The sequence below is a fragment of the Telluribacter roseus genome (genome assembly GCF_017355915.2).
GTDB lineage: Bacteria > Bacteroidota > Bacteroidia > Cytophagales > Spirosomataceae > Telluribacter.
Window position 1 is genome coordinate 18623 of sequence record NZ_JAFEUV020000018.1, and the last position, 16706, is coordinate 35328.

Here is a 16706-nt window from a genome sequence, read left to right on the forward strand (position 1 = left end):
TCCGGATCCGGCCAGGCAGAGTAGTACTCTCCCCTACTGTACCCAAAGAGCATTAAGCAAAAAAGGCCCGTCAGCAGTGCTGACGGGCCGGGCATTATGGTCAAAAAGAGAGATAATAATCTAATTAGTTACCAGCCTGTGGAGTGTACAGGTTGAAGAACTGATCCAGTTTAGGAGTGATGATGATCTCGGTACGACGGTTCTGGCTACGATTTTCTTTGCTTTCGTTACCAGCCTTAGGCAGGTGCTCACCACGACCACCGGCAATCATACGAGAAGGTGCAACACCATATTTCTCCTGAAGAGTACGTACCACCGAAGTAGCACGCTTCACGCTAAGATCCCAGTTATCAACCAGGTTGTCGTTGCGGTACGGTACGTTGTCCGTATGACCTTCAACCAGGATTTCGATCTCTTTGTAGTCGTTCAGGATCTTGGCTACTTTGCTCAGTACGCTTTCAGCTCTTGACGTGATCATGTAGCTACCTGAGTGGAACAGCATCTTGTCAGACAGTGACACGTATACAACACCCTTCTTCACTTCGATCTGTACATCCTCGTCGCTTACGTCCTGCAGTGAGCGCTTCAGGTTCATCACCAGAGCCATGTTCAGGGAGTCTTTACGCTGGATGCTCGAGTTCAGGTTCTGGATGTACTTACCCTGCTGGTTCATAGTCTCCATGGACTTACGGATACTCTCAGCACCTTCTTTTGTAACGATCGAAAGGTCAGCCATACGATCCAGAAGCTGGTTGTTGTTCTTTTTCAGGAACTCCATCTGATCTTCCAGTTCTTTTACGCGGGCAGTGCGGCTTGCCAGTTCGTCTTCTCTGGTTTTAAGTCTTTGATTCAGGCCAGCCGAACGAGTATCACAGTCGTTCAGGTCAGCACGCGCCTTGTCAAGTTGTAGTTGGATTTCGTTGGCTTTTGTTTCCATAGCAAGCATCTTCTTCTTACTTGCACAAGAGCCGAGGGTTAGGACCACTGCAATTGCAATAATTAATTTTTGCATGGGATCAGGAGGTTTTATAAATAGTTATTAGATTGAAAAAATTGGTTTTCTACAAAAAAGCAACAGGTTGTTAAATAATCTGCTTCTACTATTTACCAGTATTCTGATAACGTTTTCGCAATACAAATTTAATGCACCTTCCTAAAAAAAGAAGTATTACTTCTGTAACTACCCTAATATTCTTCTGATATTACATTAAAAAATTCCTAATTTTCAACTTGTAACTCTTCAATAAAGTTCACTCCTTCTACATAAACTACTATTGATTATCAACCCATTACCTTATTTCCAGTTGCTCTTTGGGCTCAATAAGTCTCTGTGTTTTAGACAGTAAAGGCTCTGAACACAGGATCAATTTCTAATTTTTTTATAATAACATTTTAAAAACAAAGACTTAAAAGGACGGTAACCCTACCTCTTCTTGTAAAAATAACAAAAAAAGGCTCTCCATAAGGAGAGCCTTCTGAAGTACTTATTGTACCAGGGCATTCAGGTTGGTCAGTAGCGGATGGCCCAGTAGGGATTGCGGTGCGATTTGATACTGTCGCGGATATGGGTGGATATTATCTTGTCGTAATCGGCATCCGTAATCTTCCGTCCTTTCAGTTTTTTGGGCAGCTTCAGCTCTTCGACTACCGGCTTCATCTCGATGTTGGTAGCGGTAATGACCACATCGCCGTCATTGAGGCTGAGTTCCATGATCAGCCCCGGCAGTCCGAAGTAGCGCTCCGGTCCGGCCTGCACGGGTATGTCGTCCGCAAACCAGGCGGTAATCTTCTGGTTCCGGATGGTATCTTCGGTAACAGCCATCATGCACACGTGACCCTGTATGTCCTTGATCTGGTTCATGATCTTCCAGCGGGGCATGTTCAGCGAGTCCTCCAGCAAGTAAGTCCTGCCGAGCATTTCGATGATCTCCGTTTTCCTTTCCTTATCAAAGTCGCGGTAGATCTCGTACTCATCCTGCCGCCAGGAGTAGTTGCCATCCTCGGTCTGCCCCTGGGTATTAAAGTAGGTATACTTGCTCTGGGTGGGGCTGAAGTACAGTTTCATCTTGGTCTTCCACTCGTCGTCATTGCCCCAGGTCATTTTGACCCGGTCTTTTTCTTCCTGACTCAGAAAAGTCAGGCGCGAGATAATTTTGGTCCAGTACTGTACCCGCTCGTAGGTAACGACTCCTTCCATCTTCTGCGCCCATGACGGCGTAGTAAGCAGTACCAGTAGTAGTATCTTTATGTATTTCATTGGTATTAGGTTTTAGCGTTTTAGGTATTAGCTGTTAGCTTTAAGCTGTTAGTACTAATAAAGTGAGTCAAGAGCGAGTACAGATTGAGATCGTATTTTCTCTCATTCACTCATTCGCTCATTCACCATCAAAAGAAACCTCTCCGGCGTACGCTACCGGTCACTCCGCGCATGTTGTAGGTAAAGCTCAGCATAAAATACCGCGCGAGCGTCTGTACCTGCTCAGTAGTGACGAAGTTCTGGCTTGCAAACTGTGAGATGCCCCGGTTCTGGTTGAATACGTCATAGGCCGTAAAGCGCACCTCGCCCTTCTTGTTTTTCAGGACGACTTTGTACACCGACAGGTTCAGGATAGGCTGCCGCTGGTTAAACCCAAACCGCTCGTTAACAAAAGTACGGTAGCTGAAGCGTCCGTTGAAGAACAGGTCGGCGGGTAGCTTTACGTTCATTTCGGCATTATAGGTGGCGTTCACGATCCTCTGATTCTGGCCTGAGTTGATCGAGTAGCGGGTATTGCTCAGGTTCCAGTTGGCCGAGGGATAGAACGTAAACCGGTCACTGGGCGTCAGGTCCATACGTAAACCAAAGTTGTAGCTGTTGGTATTGGTCTCGTTCAGGACGTTGTTGATGTAGGTCAGGTTTTTGGATAGATTGGCCCCTCCGTTCATGTTCAGGGTGGCTTTAGTCTTCTTCAGCGGGAAGCCAAATCCCATGTACGATCCCATCCAATTACCGCCGGAGATATTGATAGGCCGGGTACGGGTGATGAAGTTCTCGTCTACCTGCTGCGTATACACGATCTGATTGACATAGTAGTTGTAGTTCAGGCCCACGTACAGCTGGGTAAAGCTACCGGGATTGAAGTAGTTGAATCCGGCGTTGAGGTTGTGGCTGGACTGCGGCAGCAGGTCTGGGTTACCCTCCCGGATGAAGAGCGGATTGCTGTTGTCCACGATGGGCTGCAGGTCCCGGATGTTGGGTTCGTTGACGTTCATGTTGTAGCCGCCGTACAGGAAGCGGTTGTTCTTCAGGTCGTAGTTGAGCGAAACGCTCGGTGCCCAGGTAAAGTACTTGCGGTCTACCCGGCCAAACTGGGCAGCCGACTGATCGCTGGCAAACTTACCCTTCAGGTCAAACTGAATGGCCGCTATCCCCGCCGTCAGGTTCAGTCCGTTGAACGAATACCGCACGCTGCTTCCCAGGCGGTTGTAGATAAACTCGTTGGTGTAGTAGCGGCTGAGCTGCTCGTTCCGGAACTCATTCTCCGATCGACGGTCGTACACGTCACGGTCTACCTCATCGTTACGCAATGAGAAGTTATAGAACGACTCCCAAAAGAACTTCTTGGCAAACGGCTCCACGTACAGGAGGCTTCCCTTAAATTGGGTACGTAGGCTGCGGGTCTGGTTGTACTGGTTGATGTTTATCACCTGCGTGGAGTCCTGCGTGGTCCCTTGCAGAAACTCGTTGATTGAGCGCTGCTCAGCATTGCCATCCGAGTTGTTGATGTTGTAGCCGACGCTGGCCGCGAAGTTGCGCCCCTTCTTCCGGAACTTGTGACGATAGATGGCCGTATTACCCATCGAGAAGGAGTTGAACCGGTTGAAGTTGTTGATGGTGGTCTGGTTGGTGAGGGTGTTGCCTCCGCGGAAAAACTGCTGAAAACTGCTGAACGCGTTATTGCCCTGCCCCAGGCGCGAGTTACTGATTAGTACCAGGGTATTCAGCGAGTCCAGGTTCTTCTCGAAGCGCAGACTACCGCGGTGGTTGCCGTTGAAGTTGAGACGAAGGTTGTCGTCCTGGCTCAGGAAAGAAGTATTGTTGAGGAAGTTTTCGCGGCTCGAGAAGGCATCCAGCGTCTGGTCGGTCTGGTTGTAGAAGTAGCTGCTGCTAAACTTGGTTTTCTTGGTGTCGTAGTTGTAGTTGGCGCCCCCGGCGTAGTTCTTGGTAAAGCCCCGGTCCTGCCCCCCGCGTCCGGCCTGGATGGTCAGGCTTTCTTCGTCCCCATCACCGCCACTGATAAAACGTACCCCTCCCCCGCTGTTGAAGCCAAAGTCGCCGTCGTCGCCCCAGTTGAACGACTGGCTCCCCCGGAAGTCCTGGTAGTCATCCCACGACATGCCGCTCTGGTTGGTGTTGTTGCCCAGGCCAAAGAAGGCGAGCTGCTGCTTATCATTGAAGCGGTTGTAGCTAACTTTTCCTTCCATGCGGGAGTCAGTACCCACCCCGACGGTAGCCTTGCCGAAGCCGCCCTTCTTGTGGCTGTCCTTCAGCTCGAGGTTCACGGTCTTTTCCTGCTTCCCGTCATCGACGCCCGTAATACGGGACTGCTCGGTCTTGCCGTTGAATACCTGTACTTTGGAGATGGCTTCGGCGGGTAGGTTTTTGGTAGCCATCTTGGGATCGTCCCCGAAGAAACGCTTACCATCTACCGTCACGCGTTTGACCTCCTGTCCCTGCGCCCGGATGGTACCATCCTGCTCGATCTGCATCCCCGGCAGGCGCCGCAGCAGGTCCTCGACCGAGGAGCCGGGAGGTACCTTGAAGGAAGCGGCATTGTACTCGACCGTATCGCCCCGTATACTGAGCGGTGCCCGGGCCGTCTTGACTACTACTTCGAACAGGTCCTGATTCAGGATTTTCATCTGGATGGTACCTATGTCGGTAACGGGCCCTTCGGCGGGCTCCACATCCTGCTGATGGGGCAGGTACCCCACGTAGTTGACCTTGAGCAGGTACTTGCCGCGCTTTAGGTTTTTGAATTCAAGAATACCGTCGTCGTTGGTACGTCCGTAGTTGACCAGGGAAGAGTCCTGGGGTAACAGCAGCATGACGGTGGCAAAGGGAAGCTTCACTCCGGCTGAATCAACTACAGTACCCTTTATACTGAAGCGCCCGGTGTTTTGAGCAAAAGTGATCCCGCTTATGATACATAAGCATAGGACAAGGAGATGTTTTTTCAAAAGTGGATGGTTTAGAGCGGTGTATAATGGCTAAAAGTCGACTTTAAATTACATACTGTTGCAGTACAGGATGTTAATTTTTCTTAAATTTAACTATAATTTTAGTTAACGGTCAAGCAGAAGCCAAAAAATATTTAATTTTCTTTTATATAAAAGAATAATAATTGTAGTTTAGAGGAGCAAGTTCTATATATATGTAGCTACACCAGCCGAGGCCAACCATAGGTACCTACGCAAACTTTTCTATATCCATGCACACGCTACTTCTAACACTACTTCTGCTATTCATAGAAACAGACCCGCTGGACCGGCCGTACAGCGAACAGACGGTAACGGCTGACCTGCAGGCCATCCTACTTACCGACTCGCCCGACTCTGCTGCCTACAAGGGCATCACGCAGTACCTGCTGCTGATGTCGTTTACGGAGGAGAAGCTGGAAGGAAAAACGTACCGGCAGATTCTGGACCTGTACCAATTGTGGGATGTACAGGACAAAGCCCGGCGAACCAGGGAGGAGGTACAGGCCGCGCTGGAAGCGGAGGCCGAGCAAAAGCGGAGCGAAGAACTGGCGAAAGTAGTGGATGTACACCTACGGGAAATTACAACTCAGTACACCGACTCTACCGTACAGTTTCGCTACTCGATCAGTATCAGCAATACATCAGATCGGAAGGTAAAATCCCTGAGCGGGTTTCTGTACTATCAGACCGCTACTGGAGGTAGTCTACTATCCGTAGACTTAACGTTCCAAGAGCCACTCCTGCCCCGGTCTACCCGCAGGGAAACCATCACCACTACCTACGCCTATAATCCCAATGCAGACTACACTCCCGGTTGGACAGAATCAGGCAAGGCGAAGGTAGTGTGGAAGCCGGAAGAAGTAAAGTTCGAAGTAGGTCCTGCCGGCAGATAAGCAGTAAATCGTAAGGTATTTTCCTGACTTTTTCTCAACAAACACTCGCACCTATGAAAAAATCATTAGCCTTGCTTATCGGATGTACCATCGTGATCTGCCTCACATATATACAAAGTACCTACGCAAATCAGACACTACTAACCGATACCCTATCCAATGAAGAAATTGATTTAAGGGGTTTGTTTCTGACAATACAATTTGAATATGACAAGGAAAGTGAAGTAAGATCAGATTCTCTGATGCAAGACCAGATCAACTTTCTGAAAAGCGTAGGATTGCCAACCAGTGGTATAGAAGACATTCAGGGTAGATATGACCAGAACTTGACCTCGCTGGATAAGGAATATGCTGCAAACCTGAAAAAAATCAAGGGCGAATCATATAGAAAGATATACAGACAGGTAGCGTCGCAGGTACTTATTAAGCATATTTGTTTATCGCCAGCTATGTATTCATCAAAGCAGGAGAGAGACCGAAAATTAGTTTACTACCTTAGCGAAATGAAAGAAGCGGGAGGCTTAAATATTGAATTGATCTGCGCTTCTTTTACACTGCTTCAGGAAAGCAAAGAGAAAGGGAAAGTCTGCGAATCCCTTCACTCTTTTATACCTTACTGTCAATGGATAGTCAGCAATCAGGAGGGGGATATCAAACATCTACAACAAAATCTCGAAAAAGATCCCAATCCGGTTGAACAGTTCATTTTTGATGATATATCCAAAAGGATTTTAAAGAATAAAAAATACATTCATTACCTGACCAACCTCCAGAACAATACCTGTAAATAGGAATGGGAATGACGGCCGCTACCCAATGACCTTGAAGAGAAGCCCTTAAATGCACAGTGGAGCGAGTCGTTAACATTTTTTAACGTGCTGATTATTAGCTTCTGCTTCTTTAAAATGGATCTTTGCAGGGTACATCGTGAATACCAGCCCTAACCTGTCTCCATTGTATGAAGCGACTCACTCTTTACCTCATCTTGTTGATCGTACGAGTAGGAGCCGCTCAGGAACAGGTGTCCCTTTCGGGTAGAGTAGTCAGCAGATCGAGTGGAGAAGCCCTACCTTATGCTACCATTCGCCTAGATGGGACCAGTATCGGCACCACCTCCAATCAGTCCGGTGAATTTGTATTCAGTATTCCCACCACCTACTCGGGTCGGGTGGTAAGTGTATCGTATCTGGGTTATCAATCTGTTAGAATCAATCCGGATACCATTGATCAAAAGCGCCTGCACATTGCCCTTGATCCCGTAGCGGTGGATTTAGGCGAAGTCACGGTTCGTCCCATTGATCCGTGGGCCCTTGTTGAGCAAAGTATTAAAAAACTCCCTCACAACTACTCGTCAAGCCCCTATGTAGCCGAAGGCTTCCAGAGGGAATACGTTACATCTAACCAGAAAGTAATCCAATTGCTTGAGGTTGCCTTCCGGAGCAAAGGCTCGGCGGCATCCCAAACGACCCAGGTACTTGACGCCCGCTACCTGGAAGCTAAACGAGAAAAGGCGCCACTCTGGAATCCCTCCCGCGGTGGCTTTTATACCTTCGGCTGGACCTCCGTATCAGGCATTGAGGTACCAGGTCAGGGGAGTTTTCTGGGTATCACGTTAAAGAAAAGTAGCGACTTAAGGAGGTACTATGAGTTTACGTACAGAAACACAATCAGCCAGGATGGCAGGGAGGTGTACGTACTTGATTTTGATCAAAAGAAGCAGATTCGCAAAGCCTTGCTGAAAGGTACCTTGTATATTGATGTAGAATCGGGGGCTATTGTCAGAATGGAGCATGAGCTCAGCCCGCGAGGGGTACGATTCCTTAAACCGCATCAAACCTGGGGAGAGCTAACGATCAGCAAACCTCCTAAACGAATTACGGTTCAGCAGGATCGCTGGGTTACGACCTACAGGCAATACGGTCAGAAATGGTACCTCAATAGTGTAGTAATCGATACTGATTTTACGGCGGCACTGGTCATTCTGGGTATGGTACAGGCGCAGCAAAGTTCTTTACGGCTCCACTCCGAACGTATAGTTACCGCTATTGACACACTAAGTACTACGCAGGAAACGCTGGCCGCCAGTATGGCGGACGTGGGCAGTATACCAACGCTACAGAACTTCATCAAAAAGCAATACGAACGTTACGATGAACCAGGTACCGAGAACTGGACGAGAAGTAATATTATTCCATCAGACACTGCTACAGCTCACCTTGCTGAGCAGCTAAGCCTGAATAATCAGCAATGGGAACAGGAGCTTCGACTGAGAGCCAATAAAAACGGAATGAACAGTGGCCCTTTCACTACCCAGCAACTCACCAGTGATATAGACTATCTACAGGAAAGTCTGGTAAAACTGCATCCCGGATTGACCTGGTATACGGATAAAGCCAGCCTTGACTCATCATTCAGCTCCGTGCGAAGCAAGCTAGCAGGGGTAACCTCCGAAAGCGACTTTTTTCAATTGCTGAGTCCTATCATCGAACAGCTCCACTGTGGTCATACCGAATTACTCCCTTCGTCGACAGCTGCGGAAAATAAAGCTTCATCTGCCAACATATATCCGTTGGACCTGTGGTTCAGTGGTGACAGCGCTATGGTTAGTAGTGAGTACGAAGGGATTCCCGCAGGATCACAAGTTATGTCCATCAATAATCTGGATGTTGCGGAGGTAATCCGCCGCATTACCTCCTCCATACCTTCCGATGGATTTAATCAGACCTATAAGTGGTTTCGTCTGCAAACTGAATTTCCGGTTCTGTATGAACGCTATATTCAAAGGACGGACCAATTTGAAGTAAGAATAAAAGAGGGCAGTGGACAAATCAGGACCCTGCGCCTGGACGGGAAGCCCCGCGGGAACGAAGTCCATCCCGCAGAACTGGCGACCGCACAGATCATTGACTCACTTCAAACACTGGTGCTCAGAATACCTTCCTTCTCAACCCAACAGGATTTTCCGGCCTTTTTAAAAGAAACATTTCGAGTGATTGCGTCAAAAGGTATTAAAAACCTGGTGATAGACCTGAGAAACAACCAGGGAGGTAGTGATGAGTATGGTGCCTTGCTTTTTGCTTATCTGACAGGTGAGCCATTCAGGTATTATGATCGTATTTCGGTCGCTACTGAAGATAGTTCCCTGCTCAACCGATTGTCAGTGAGTGACCTGCCCCTACTGAAGGTACTTCCGCGCTATACATCCCACATTCAGCAATCGGATGGAGTACTAACCTATTCGGATCATGCCAATCTGGCCATTCAACAGTCTCAGCCCCATGCATTCAGGGGGAAGGTATATATACTGATCAATGGTGGGACTTTTTCGACGGCGGCCGAATTCACTGCCATTGCCCGTAGTAACAAAAGGGCGGTTTTTATAGGTCAGGAAACAGGGGGAGGCTACTATGGCAACAGCAGCCTGGCTACCCCTCTACTCACACTCCCCAATTCAAAAATTAGGCTAGCCGTTCCATTGGCAAAGTACGAGTTGGCAGTTTCACACGATGTACCCGTTGGCCATGGCACCATACCCGACTATACAACTACTTACAGTTCGGAAGACATTGTATCAAACCGGGATAGAGACATGGAAGTATGTCTGGAACTGATCAGAAAGTCCAACTAGTGAAGTAGCCTCCCGGGATTAGCTCAGCCTATGCAGGCTTTACAAGTACATTACGGCTACCTACCTCCTCACACTGGTATCCCTCAGTTTGAACTGCAGTCCGATGCCTACGATTTCAGACTCTACTTTGTGGCACTGGCCCTGGCGGTAGTGGTAGGTGGCTTTTTTGCCGTCAGGCATCGTTACTTCGTATAATCCGGCGGCAACCTTCCTGACCGGGCACATCTTGCCAAAACGCTCTGAATAGACATGCCGGAAGTTGACCGGCTCGCGGTAGTACAGACTGGTAACGGTATGGTTGATGGGATGCGGAAGCTGGGGCGGTTTAGTCCGGGTGTCTTTGGCATCGGCAAAAACTACCTGATAGCTGCCTTGCGTCTGGATGGTTTTGGTTTTTTCCTTCATCCGTCCGTTTACTTCCTGGGTAGATAATGATGTTTTAAGTATGCCCTTCTCAAACAGATTCTCCCCTACGTACACCACATCGTACAAAAAGGTATTGATGGCGCCCTCCACCCGGAGGCTCTCACTGGTACTGTTGCTTTCGGCCGGAGCAATCTTCAATTCCCCCACGTCACGCCCCGCCAGCAGTATATCATACACCAGCGCCTGCCCGGCGGCCGGAACCTTACTTATCACCAACATTATCAAAAACAACAGAATCAATGTTTTCATGAGCTATTCACAAATAGTACCTAAATCCTAAAAAAGTTACTTTCCCGCTGCCGCACCTCCGCTGATCCTACTCATGCTACAACTGACTGATTACCGTTCGTTATTGATTATCAGTGTAGATAATGAAACGAACAGATAGCTGAACTCTTATACATCCGAAAATAATAAACGGTTAAATCGGGCTGATCACCGGCGGTCTGCTAGCTTGATCCCTGCTTTGTATGTGACAACTAACTGGCCCTTTACCACTACTACTACCAACCATCAGACCACAAAATGGTTAGTACTTTGTGATTATGGGCCTATTTTTAAGACCTATATTCCTGGTCAGAAGTAGGATCTGCTGCATTACGATTTTATTATTTTACCCAAACCAACCTTAAAAGCTACCTGGTACGTATGCGCTACTTTATTTATACATTTTCTCTTTTCTACCTGCTGTCAGTAAGTACTAGTACAAAGGCCCAGACCCGGACCGCTCCTTTTTATCCTCCCACCGAGCAGGGGGAGTACCTCAACGTAGTACAGGAAAAAACCTTCCGGTACTTCTGGGACTTTGCCCATCCCGTATCAGGTATGATCCCCGAGCGTACGGCCACGCCCAACGTCGTTACCAGTGGTGGTACCGGCTTTGGCATTATGGCACTGGTGGTAGGTACCTACCGGCAGTGGATCACGAGGCAGCAGGCCGTAGAAAGGATGCTGAAGATAACCCGTTTTCTGGAAAAAGCCGACCGCTTCCACGGGGCCTGGTCGCACTGGCTCGACGGCCGCACCGGAAAGGTGGTGCCTTTCAGTAAGTACGACGACGGCGGCGACCTGGTGGAGACAGCTTTCCTTGTTAATGGCCTGCTGGTAGCCCGTGAGTATTTTGATGGCAAAACGGCCCAGGAGACCGAACTACGCCAGCGCATCGATCGTCTGTGGCGGGGTGTTGAGTGGAACTGGTACGTGCACAACGGCAAACTGCTCTGGCACTGGTCGCCCAACCACGGCTGGCAGATGAACCACGCCATCGGCGGCTACAACGAGTGCTTCGTGACCTATGTACTGGCCATGGCCTCACCTACCCACCCCATCACGCCCGAAGTGTACGTCAATACCTGGAAGAAGGCCGAGCCCTGGCACTACATCAACGGCAAGGAGTTCGTAGGTTACCGGCTCCCCATCGGCTTCGACTACGGCGGGCCGCTGTTCTTTGCCCACTACTCGTACCTGAGCCTTGACCCCAGATGGATGCAGGACGAAGACGCTAACTACTGGGACCTGAACGTAAAGCACACGCTGATCAACCGGGCGTACTGTATCTACGAAGCCCCCAAAGAGTATGGCTACTCCGAAGAAAACTGGGGCCTTACCGCCAGCGACAACCACCAATTCTACGGGGCGCACAACCCAAAGGAAGACAACGGTACCATTACGCCTACGGCGGCTCTATCGTCGTTTCCGTACACGCCTGCTTACTCCATGCAGGTACTCATGCACCTGTATCGCCGCGAGGGCAACCGGCTGTTTGGCGACTACGGCTTCTTTGATGCCTACAACAAGCACAAGGGCTGGTACTCCAATCAGCATCTGGCTATTGATCAGGGACCTATCGTGGTCATGATTGAAAACTACCGCTCGGGACTACTGTGGAAGTTGGGAGAAAAGATCAAAGAGATGCAGCAGGCTTTACCCAAAATGGGAATCAGGAGGCCCGACTACCCTACGGGCTATTATATGTATGTAGTTGATAAACAGACAAAAAAGGCACCTTTGCTGAGGCATCCGGATCTGGGGAAATACGTACTCGACTACTATATAGCAACCCCACAGGCTATCAGTATTGAGCTGCAGGACAAAGAAGGCAAAGTCACCAAACTCCTTACTAATCAGGCTCAAACCAAAGGTCCGCAGCAGGCCACCTTCGTGACTGATCCCGGCGAATACACCATTCGGTTCCTGACCACCGAAGGCGCAAAAGAACTACCGTTCCGGTTATATTGAGTGAATGTGTGAGTTAGTGATTGAGTGAATTTCATCCAATATTTCACTCAATCACTAATTTACTATATCACCGTAGCGACATGAGGCGCTCCTCAGGCCACTCATTCACAAATCACTCATTCACCATTCACTCAATCACCATTCACTCAATCACCATTTAATAAGCGCGGATCCCCAGGTGAAGCCACTGCCGAAGGCGGCCAGACATACCAAATCGCCTTCGTTGATCTTACCGGCTTCCCAGGCCTCACACAGGGCTATGGGGATAGAGGCGGCGGTGGTGTTGCCGTACTTCTGGATATTGTTCCATACCTGATCGTCGCGTAGCCCCAGCTTGCCCTGGATAAACTGACTGATGCGGAGGTTGGCCTGGTGAGGTACCAGCATATCTATGTCCGAAGCATTGAGGCCTGTTTTCTGGAGAGCCTCGTTGATCACTTCCGGAAACTTCTGCACGGCATTCTTGAATACCAGCTGCCCGTCCATATTTGGGTAGTAGCTATTGTTTTCTATCAGGTTGGGATAAATAAACAGCTCACCGTACTCCACATCCGGAAATCCGAACTTGTCCTTGCCCAGGTGATAGCCACCGTGGCTCCCCGGACTGATCATAGCCAGCTGCTCGGCGTGGGTACCGTCCGAGTGCAGGTGCGTGGTCAGGATACCCTGGTCTTCCTTTTCGGTGGGTTGCAGCACTACGGCTCCGGCTCCATCACCAAATATCACCGTCACGTTACGCCCCTTGGTACTGAACTCGAGTCCCATCGAATGCATCTCCGAGCCCACCAGCAGGATGTTTTTGTACATACCCGTCTTGATGAACTGGTCAGCGATGGATAGTCCGTAGATAAAGCCCGAGCACTGGTTACGGATGTCCAAGGCTCCAATTTCAGTTTTGGTGATGCCCAGTTCCCGTTGGAGCAGTACCCCACAGCCGGGGAAGTAGTAGTCGGGGCTAAGGGTAGCAAAGATGATAAAGTCCACGTCTTCTTTCTGGATACCGGCCCGCTCAATGGCTATTTCGGCCGCCCGGGTACCCATGGTGGTAGTCGTTTCTTCGTGCTTTTTGGCGTAGCGGCGCTCTTTGATGCCCGTCCGCTCCTGAATCCATTCGTCAGAAGTATCCATGAGCTTCGTCAGGTCGTGGTTGGTTACTACCTGCTCGGGTACATAGCGGCCGATACCGGCTATTTTAGAACGTATCATTCGTTTTAGTCTGGTTTTGATAAAGAGTTGGTATATGATTACTTTGTAAGGAATCAGGATATATAGTAACTCTCAAAGTTGATACTATTGTTCTGTATATCCAACTGTTTCTACGAAATCTATAATTTACTACTTCCTCCGCATGCTAAAAATTGGACTCTTATCTGATACCCACGGCTACCTCGACGAGCGTCTGTACGACCACTTTGCCGACTGCGACGAAATATGGCATGCCGGGGATGTAGGGGACGCCAAAATCATCCTTGATTTGCAAGCCTTCAAGCCTCTCAGAGTGGTTTCGGGTAATATTGACGGACGGGAAGTGCGGGATCTTTCGGCCGAAAACCTCTACTATGATCTCGAAGGGTTCCGGGTATGGATGACGCACATTGGCGGTGCTCCTCCCAGATACAACCCGCAGGTCAAGCCTACCTTGCAGGCCAATCCACCCAATATTTTCATCTGCGGCCACTCCCATATCCTGCGCGTCATGCGTGACCCCAAGCTACGAAACATGCTTTACATCAATCCCGGAGCAGCCGGCAGGGAAGGATTTCACAAGATCCGTACGGCACTCAGGTTTACCCTTGATAATGGAAAAGTCCCTGCTATGGAAGTGATCGAATTAGGAAAAAGAGGTGCCCTCCAGTAATACCGGCTTCTATTCCCTAACTTTGTAAACTAAAGTCACTAGTAGGCTGTACGTGCAGCTACCAGACCTTTTTGAAATAGATCCTCCTTTGGATATCAGCCCCTCTACCTCTATCAGGTACGTGGCTGATGTGTTGAATGAATACGAATATGTACAGATATTTACTAGTAGCCGGTCTTCTCGCCGGAGCACCACTTGCAAGTGCGCAGACGCTCGAAAAGGATACCCTCCGTCTTGATGAACTGGTGGTAACGGCCGGCAGATTTGCTTCACAAAAGCGCACTCTCCCATTTCAGATTACCCAGATCCAATCACCCGAACTAGCCTTCCGCAACAGCCAGACCTCGGCCGATGTACTGATGCAGAGCGGAGATGTATTTGTGCAGAAAAGCCAGGGCGGCGGGGGTAGCCCGGTACTGCGGGGTTTTGAGGCCAACCGGGTACTTATCGTAGTTGACGGGGTCAGGATGAATAATGCCATCTACCGGGGAGGGCACCTTCAGAACATCCTCCGTATCGACAACAACGCGCTCAATAAGGTAGAGGTACTGTTTGGCCCCAGTTCGGTCCTGTACGGCAGCGACGCCCTGGGTGGTGTGATCAGCTTCCAGACCCGGAAACCTACCCTCTCCACCGACGACAGACTACTGCTGAAAACCTCCTTACTGACCCGCTTTTCGAGCGCAAACAAAGAGACGGCTCAGCACGGTACCGTGAGTCTGGGAGGAAAGAAGTTCGGCTCCTTTACCAGCGTCACCCTATCGGAGTTCGGAGATATCCGACAGGGGCAAAACCGGCTAAGTGACTATCCCCACTTTGGCAAACGGCCCTTCTACGTAGAGCGGGAGAATAATGCGGATATCATCAGAACCAACTCCAGGCCCAATGTACAGGTAGGTACCGCGTACCGGCAGCACGATATGCTGCAGAAGTTTCTGTACAAGCCTTCGGACCGGGTCGAGCATGTGGTGAATATTCAATTTTCCACCACGGGTAATGTATCGCGCTACGACCGCCTCACTCAGGTCAGCAACAGCAGTGGCTCCCCTACCTTTGCCGAGTGGTACTACGGCCCCGAGAAGCGCTTTATGGCCAGCTACCAGCTCAACCTCAAAGGCAAGATATTCTACGACAATCTGATGGTGACGGCAGCCTTTCAGGGCATACAGGAGAGCCGGAACAGCCGCCGGCTGAATAGCACCAGTTTGAAGTCGCAGGTCGAGAATGTGGATGTATACAGCCTGAACGCGGATGCTCAGAAGAGGGTTGGATCACACACCTGGCGCTATGGCCTCGAAATGGTATCTAATCAGGTCTTTTCGACGGCTACCAGCCGTAACATCATCACCAACGCCGTAGTACCCACCGATACCCGCTACCCCGACGGTGGCAGCACCATGGACTGGATGGCGGCCTACCTGACGGATCAGTGGGCCGTATCGGAGCAGTTTTATCTCAATGGAGGGCTGCGGTATTCCCTCGTCAAGCTGGACGCGCAGTTCAGGAGCAAGGAGTTCTTTCCCTTCCCCTACGACGAGGCCCATCAGCAGTCGGGCAATCTGACAGGCAACCTGGGCGCGGTATGGCTACCTTACTCAGGTACTAAGCTAAGCCTGCTCGGCTCTACCGGTTTCCGTAGCCCCAATGTGGATGATCTGGGCAAAGTATTTGATTCGCAGCCGGGACTGGTGGTAGTACCTAACCCTAACCTGCGCCCTGAGTACACCTACAACCTGGAAGTATCGGGGAGTCAACAAATAGGTAGTAGCATCTGGCTGGAAGCTACCGCCTACCAGACCTGGATCCGGGACGCTATTGTGACGGATCTCTTTAGATTCAATGGGCAATCCCTCATTGAATACGATGGGGTACTTAGCCGCGTTACGGCCAATCAGAATAAGCAGCAGGCGTATGTACAGGGCTATAATCTGGGCTTGCAGGCCCGACTCGGTCAGGATCTGAGCCTACGAAGTACCTATAACTACACCTACGGACGAGTGGTGGAATCAAACGGAGCCACCACGCCCCTGGATCATATTCCTCCCCGCTTTGGCAGAACCAGTCTGCTCTACGAACGGTCGGCACTACGGGCAGAGCTGTTTGCCCTGTACAATGGCTGGAAGCGGATCAAAGACTATCGTTTAGGAGGGGAAGATAACGAAGCCTTTGCTACCCCGGCTGGCACCCCCGCCTGGTGGACACTCAACCTCCGTACCTCGTATAAGGTCAGTCAGTTCCTGACGATGCAACTGGCCTGTGAGAATATTCTCGACCGCAACTACCGCTACTTTGCCAGTGGCGTCAGCGCCCCCGGCCGTAACTTTATCCTGGCGGTGAGAGGAAATTTTTAGGAGTTCATGAGTTGGGAGTACATGAGTTTATGAGCAATAAAAAGACCGGACCAATCAATAGCCCGGTCTTT

11 protein-coding genes are annotated in these 16706 nt (G+C 49.9%); 6 read left to right on the top strand and 5 right to left on the bottom strand.

Annotation, left to right across the window (positions count from 1 at the left end; all coding sequences use genetic code 11):
* Nucleotides 1–124: 124 nt before the first annotated feature.
* The 3 genes from JTN23_RS22895 to JTN23_RS22905 all read right to left on the bottom strand — a co-directional run bounded on the left by JTN23_RS22895 (nt 125) and on the right by JTN23_RS22905 (nt 5220).
* The gene (locus tag JTN23_RS22895) at nt 125–1012 is read right to left on the bottom strand and encodes an OmpA/MotB family protein (protein WP_409049469.1); all 888 of its coding nucleotides are present in this window, start codon (nt 1010–1012) and stop codon (nt 125–127) included.
* 498 nt (nt 1013–1510) lie between these two features.
* Entirely contained in the window at nt 1511–2257 is a 747-nt protein-coding gene (locus JTN23_RS22900) for a GLPGLI family protein (RefSeq protein ID WP_247237407.1), read from the bottom strand.
* A 128-nt stretch (nt 2258–2385) separates the two neighbouring features.
* Complete coding sequence (locus JTN23_RS22905) at nt 2386–5220, bottom strand: outer membrane beta-barrel family protein (protein WP_262918633.1); 2835 nt, start codon at nt 5218–5220, stop codon at nt 2386–2388.
* Between the two features lie 251 nt (nt 5221–5471).
* On the opposite strand from JTN23_RS22905, the gene JTN23_RS22910 reads away from it, so the two are divergent.
* The 3 genes from JTN23_RS22910 to JTN23_RS22920 all read left to right on the top strand — a co-directional run bounded on the left by JTN23_RS22910 (nt 5472) and on the right by JTN23_RS22920 (nt 9762).
* Entirely contained in the window at nt 5472–6134 is a 663-nt protein-coding gene (locus tag JTN23_RS22910; protein ID WP_247237409.1) for a hypothetical protein, read from the top strand.
* A 53-nt stretch (nt 6135–6187) separates the two neighbouring features.
* Entirely contained in the window at nt 6188–6925 is a 738-nt protein-coding gene (locus tag JTN23_RS22915; RefSeq protein WP_247237410.1) for a hypothetical protein, read from the top strand.
* 167 nt (nt 6926–7092) lie between these two features.
* Complete coding sequence (locus tag JTN23_RS22920) at nt 7093–9762, top strand: S41 family peptidase (protein WP_247237411.1); 2670 nt, start codon at nt 7093–7095, stop codon at nt 9760–9762.
* Nucleotides 9763–9822: 60 nt separating this feature from the next.
* Here JTN23_RS22920 and JTN23_RS22925 read toward each other — a convergent pair whose 3' ends face one another.
* On the bottom strand, nt 9823–10437 hold the full coding sequence (locus tag JTN23_RS22925) for a DUF6134 family protein (protein ID WP_247237412.1): 615 nt from the start codon (nt 10435–10437) through the stop codon (nt 9823–9825).
* A gap of 399 nt (nt 10438–10836) precedes the next feature.
* Here JTN23_RS22925 and JTN23_RS22930 point away from each other — a divergent pair, with 399 nt between their 5' ends.
* Complete coding sequence (locus JTN23_RS22930; protein WP_247237413.1) at nt 10837–12426, top strand: glucoamylase family protein; 1590 nt, start codon at nt 10837–10839, stop codon at nt 12424–12426.
* A gap of 150 nt (nt 12427–12576) precedes the next feature.
* Here the strand turns inward: JTN23_RS22930 and JTN23_RS22935 are convergent, their stop codons facing one another.
* On the bottom strand, nt 12577–13632 hold the full coding sequence (locus JTN23_RS22935; RefSeq protein WP_247237414.1) for a 3-oxoacyl-ACP synthase III family protein: 1056 nt from the start codon (nt 13630–13632) through the stop codon (nt 12577–12579).
* A gap of 142 nt (nt 13633–13774) precedes the next feature.
* On the opposite strand from JTN23_RS22935, the gene JTN23_RS22940 reads away from it, so the two are divergent.
* Together JTN23_RS22940 and JTN23_RS22945 are read left to right on the top strand one after the other, a co-directional pair.
* Complete coding sequence (locus tag JTN23_RS22940) at nt 13775–14284, top strand: metallophosphoesterase family protein (protein ID WP_247237415.1); 510 nt, start codon at nt 13775–13777, stop codon at nt 14282–14284.
* Nucleotides 14285–14433: 149 nt separating this feature from the next.
* Complete coding sequence (locus JTN23_RS22945) at nt 14434–16635, top strand: TonB-dependent receptor plug domain-containing protein (protein ID WP_247237416.1); 2202 nt, start codon at nt 14434–14436, stop codon at nt 16633–16635.
* Nucleotides 16636–16706 lie beyond the last annotated feature (71 nt).

What these genes read in the sequence shown, in the direction of transcription:
- JTN23_RS22895 (WP_409049469.1), bottom strand. Translation starts at nt 1,012, where the DNA reads ATGCAAAAATTAATTATTGCAATTGCAGTGGTCCTAACCCTCGGCTCT.
- JTN23_RS22900 (WP_247237407.1), bottom strand. Translation starts at nt 2,257, where the DNA reads ATGAAATACATAAAGATACTACTACTGGTACTGCTTACTACGCCGTCA.
- JTN23_RS22910 (WP_247237409.1), top strand. Translation starts at nt 5,472, where the DNA reads ATGCACACGCTACTTCTAACACTACTTCTGCTATTCATAGAAACAGAC.
- JTN23_RS22915 (WP_247237410.1), top strand. Translation starts at nt 6,188, where the DNA reads ATGAAAAAATCATTAGCCTTGCTTATCGGATGTACCATCGTGATCTGC.
- JTN23_RS22920 (WP_247237411.1), top strand. Translation starts at nt 7,093, where the DNA reads ATGAAGCGACTCACTCTTTACCTCATCTTGTTGATCGTACGAGTAGGA.
- JTN23_RS22925 (WP_247237412.1), bottom strand. Translation starts at nt 10,437, where the DNA reads ATGAAAACATTGATTCTGTTGTTTTTGATAATGTTGGTGATAAGTAAG.
- JTN23_RS22930 (WP_247237413.1), top strand. Translation starts at nt 10,837, where the DNA reads ATGCGCTACTTTATTTATACATTTTCTCTTTTCTACCTGCTGTCAGTA.
- JTN23_RS22935 (WP_247237414.1), bottom strand. Translation starts at nt 13,632, where the DNA reads ATGATACGTTCTAAAATAGCCGGTATCGGCCGCTATGTACCCGAGCAG.
- JTN23_RS22940 (WP_247237415.1), top strand. Translation starts at nt 13,775, where the DNA reads ATGCTAAAAATTGGACTCTTATCTGATACCCACGGCTACCTCGACGAG.
- JTN23_RS22945 (WP_247237416.1), top strand. Translation starts at nt 14,434, where the DNA reads ATGTACAGATATTTACTAGTAGCCGGTCTTCTCGCCGGAGCACCACTT.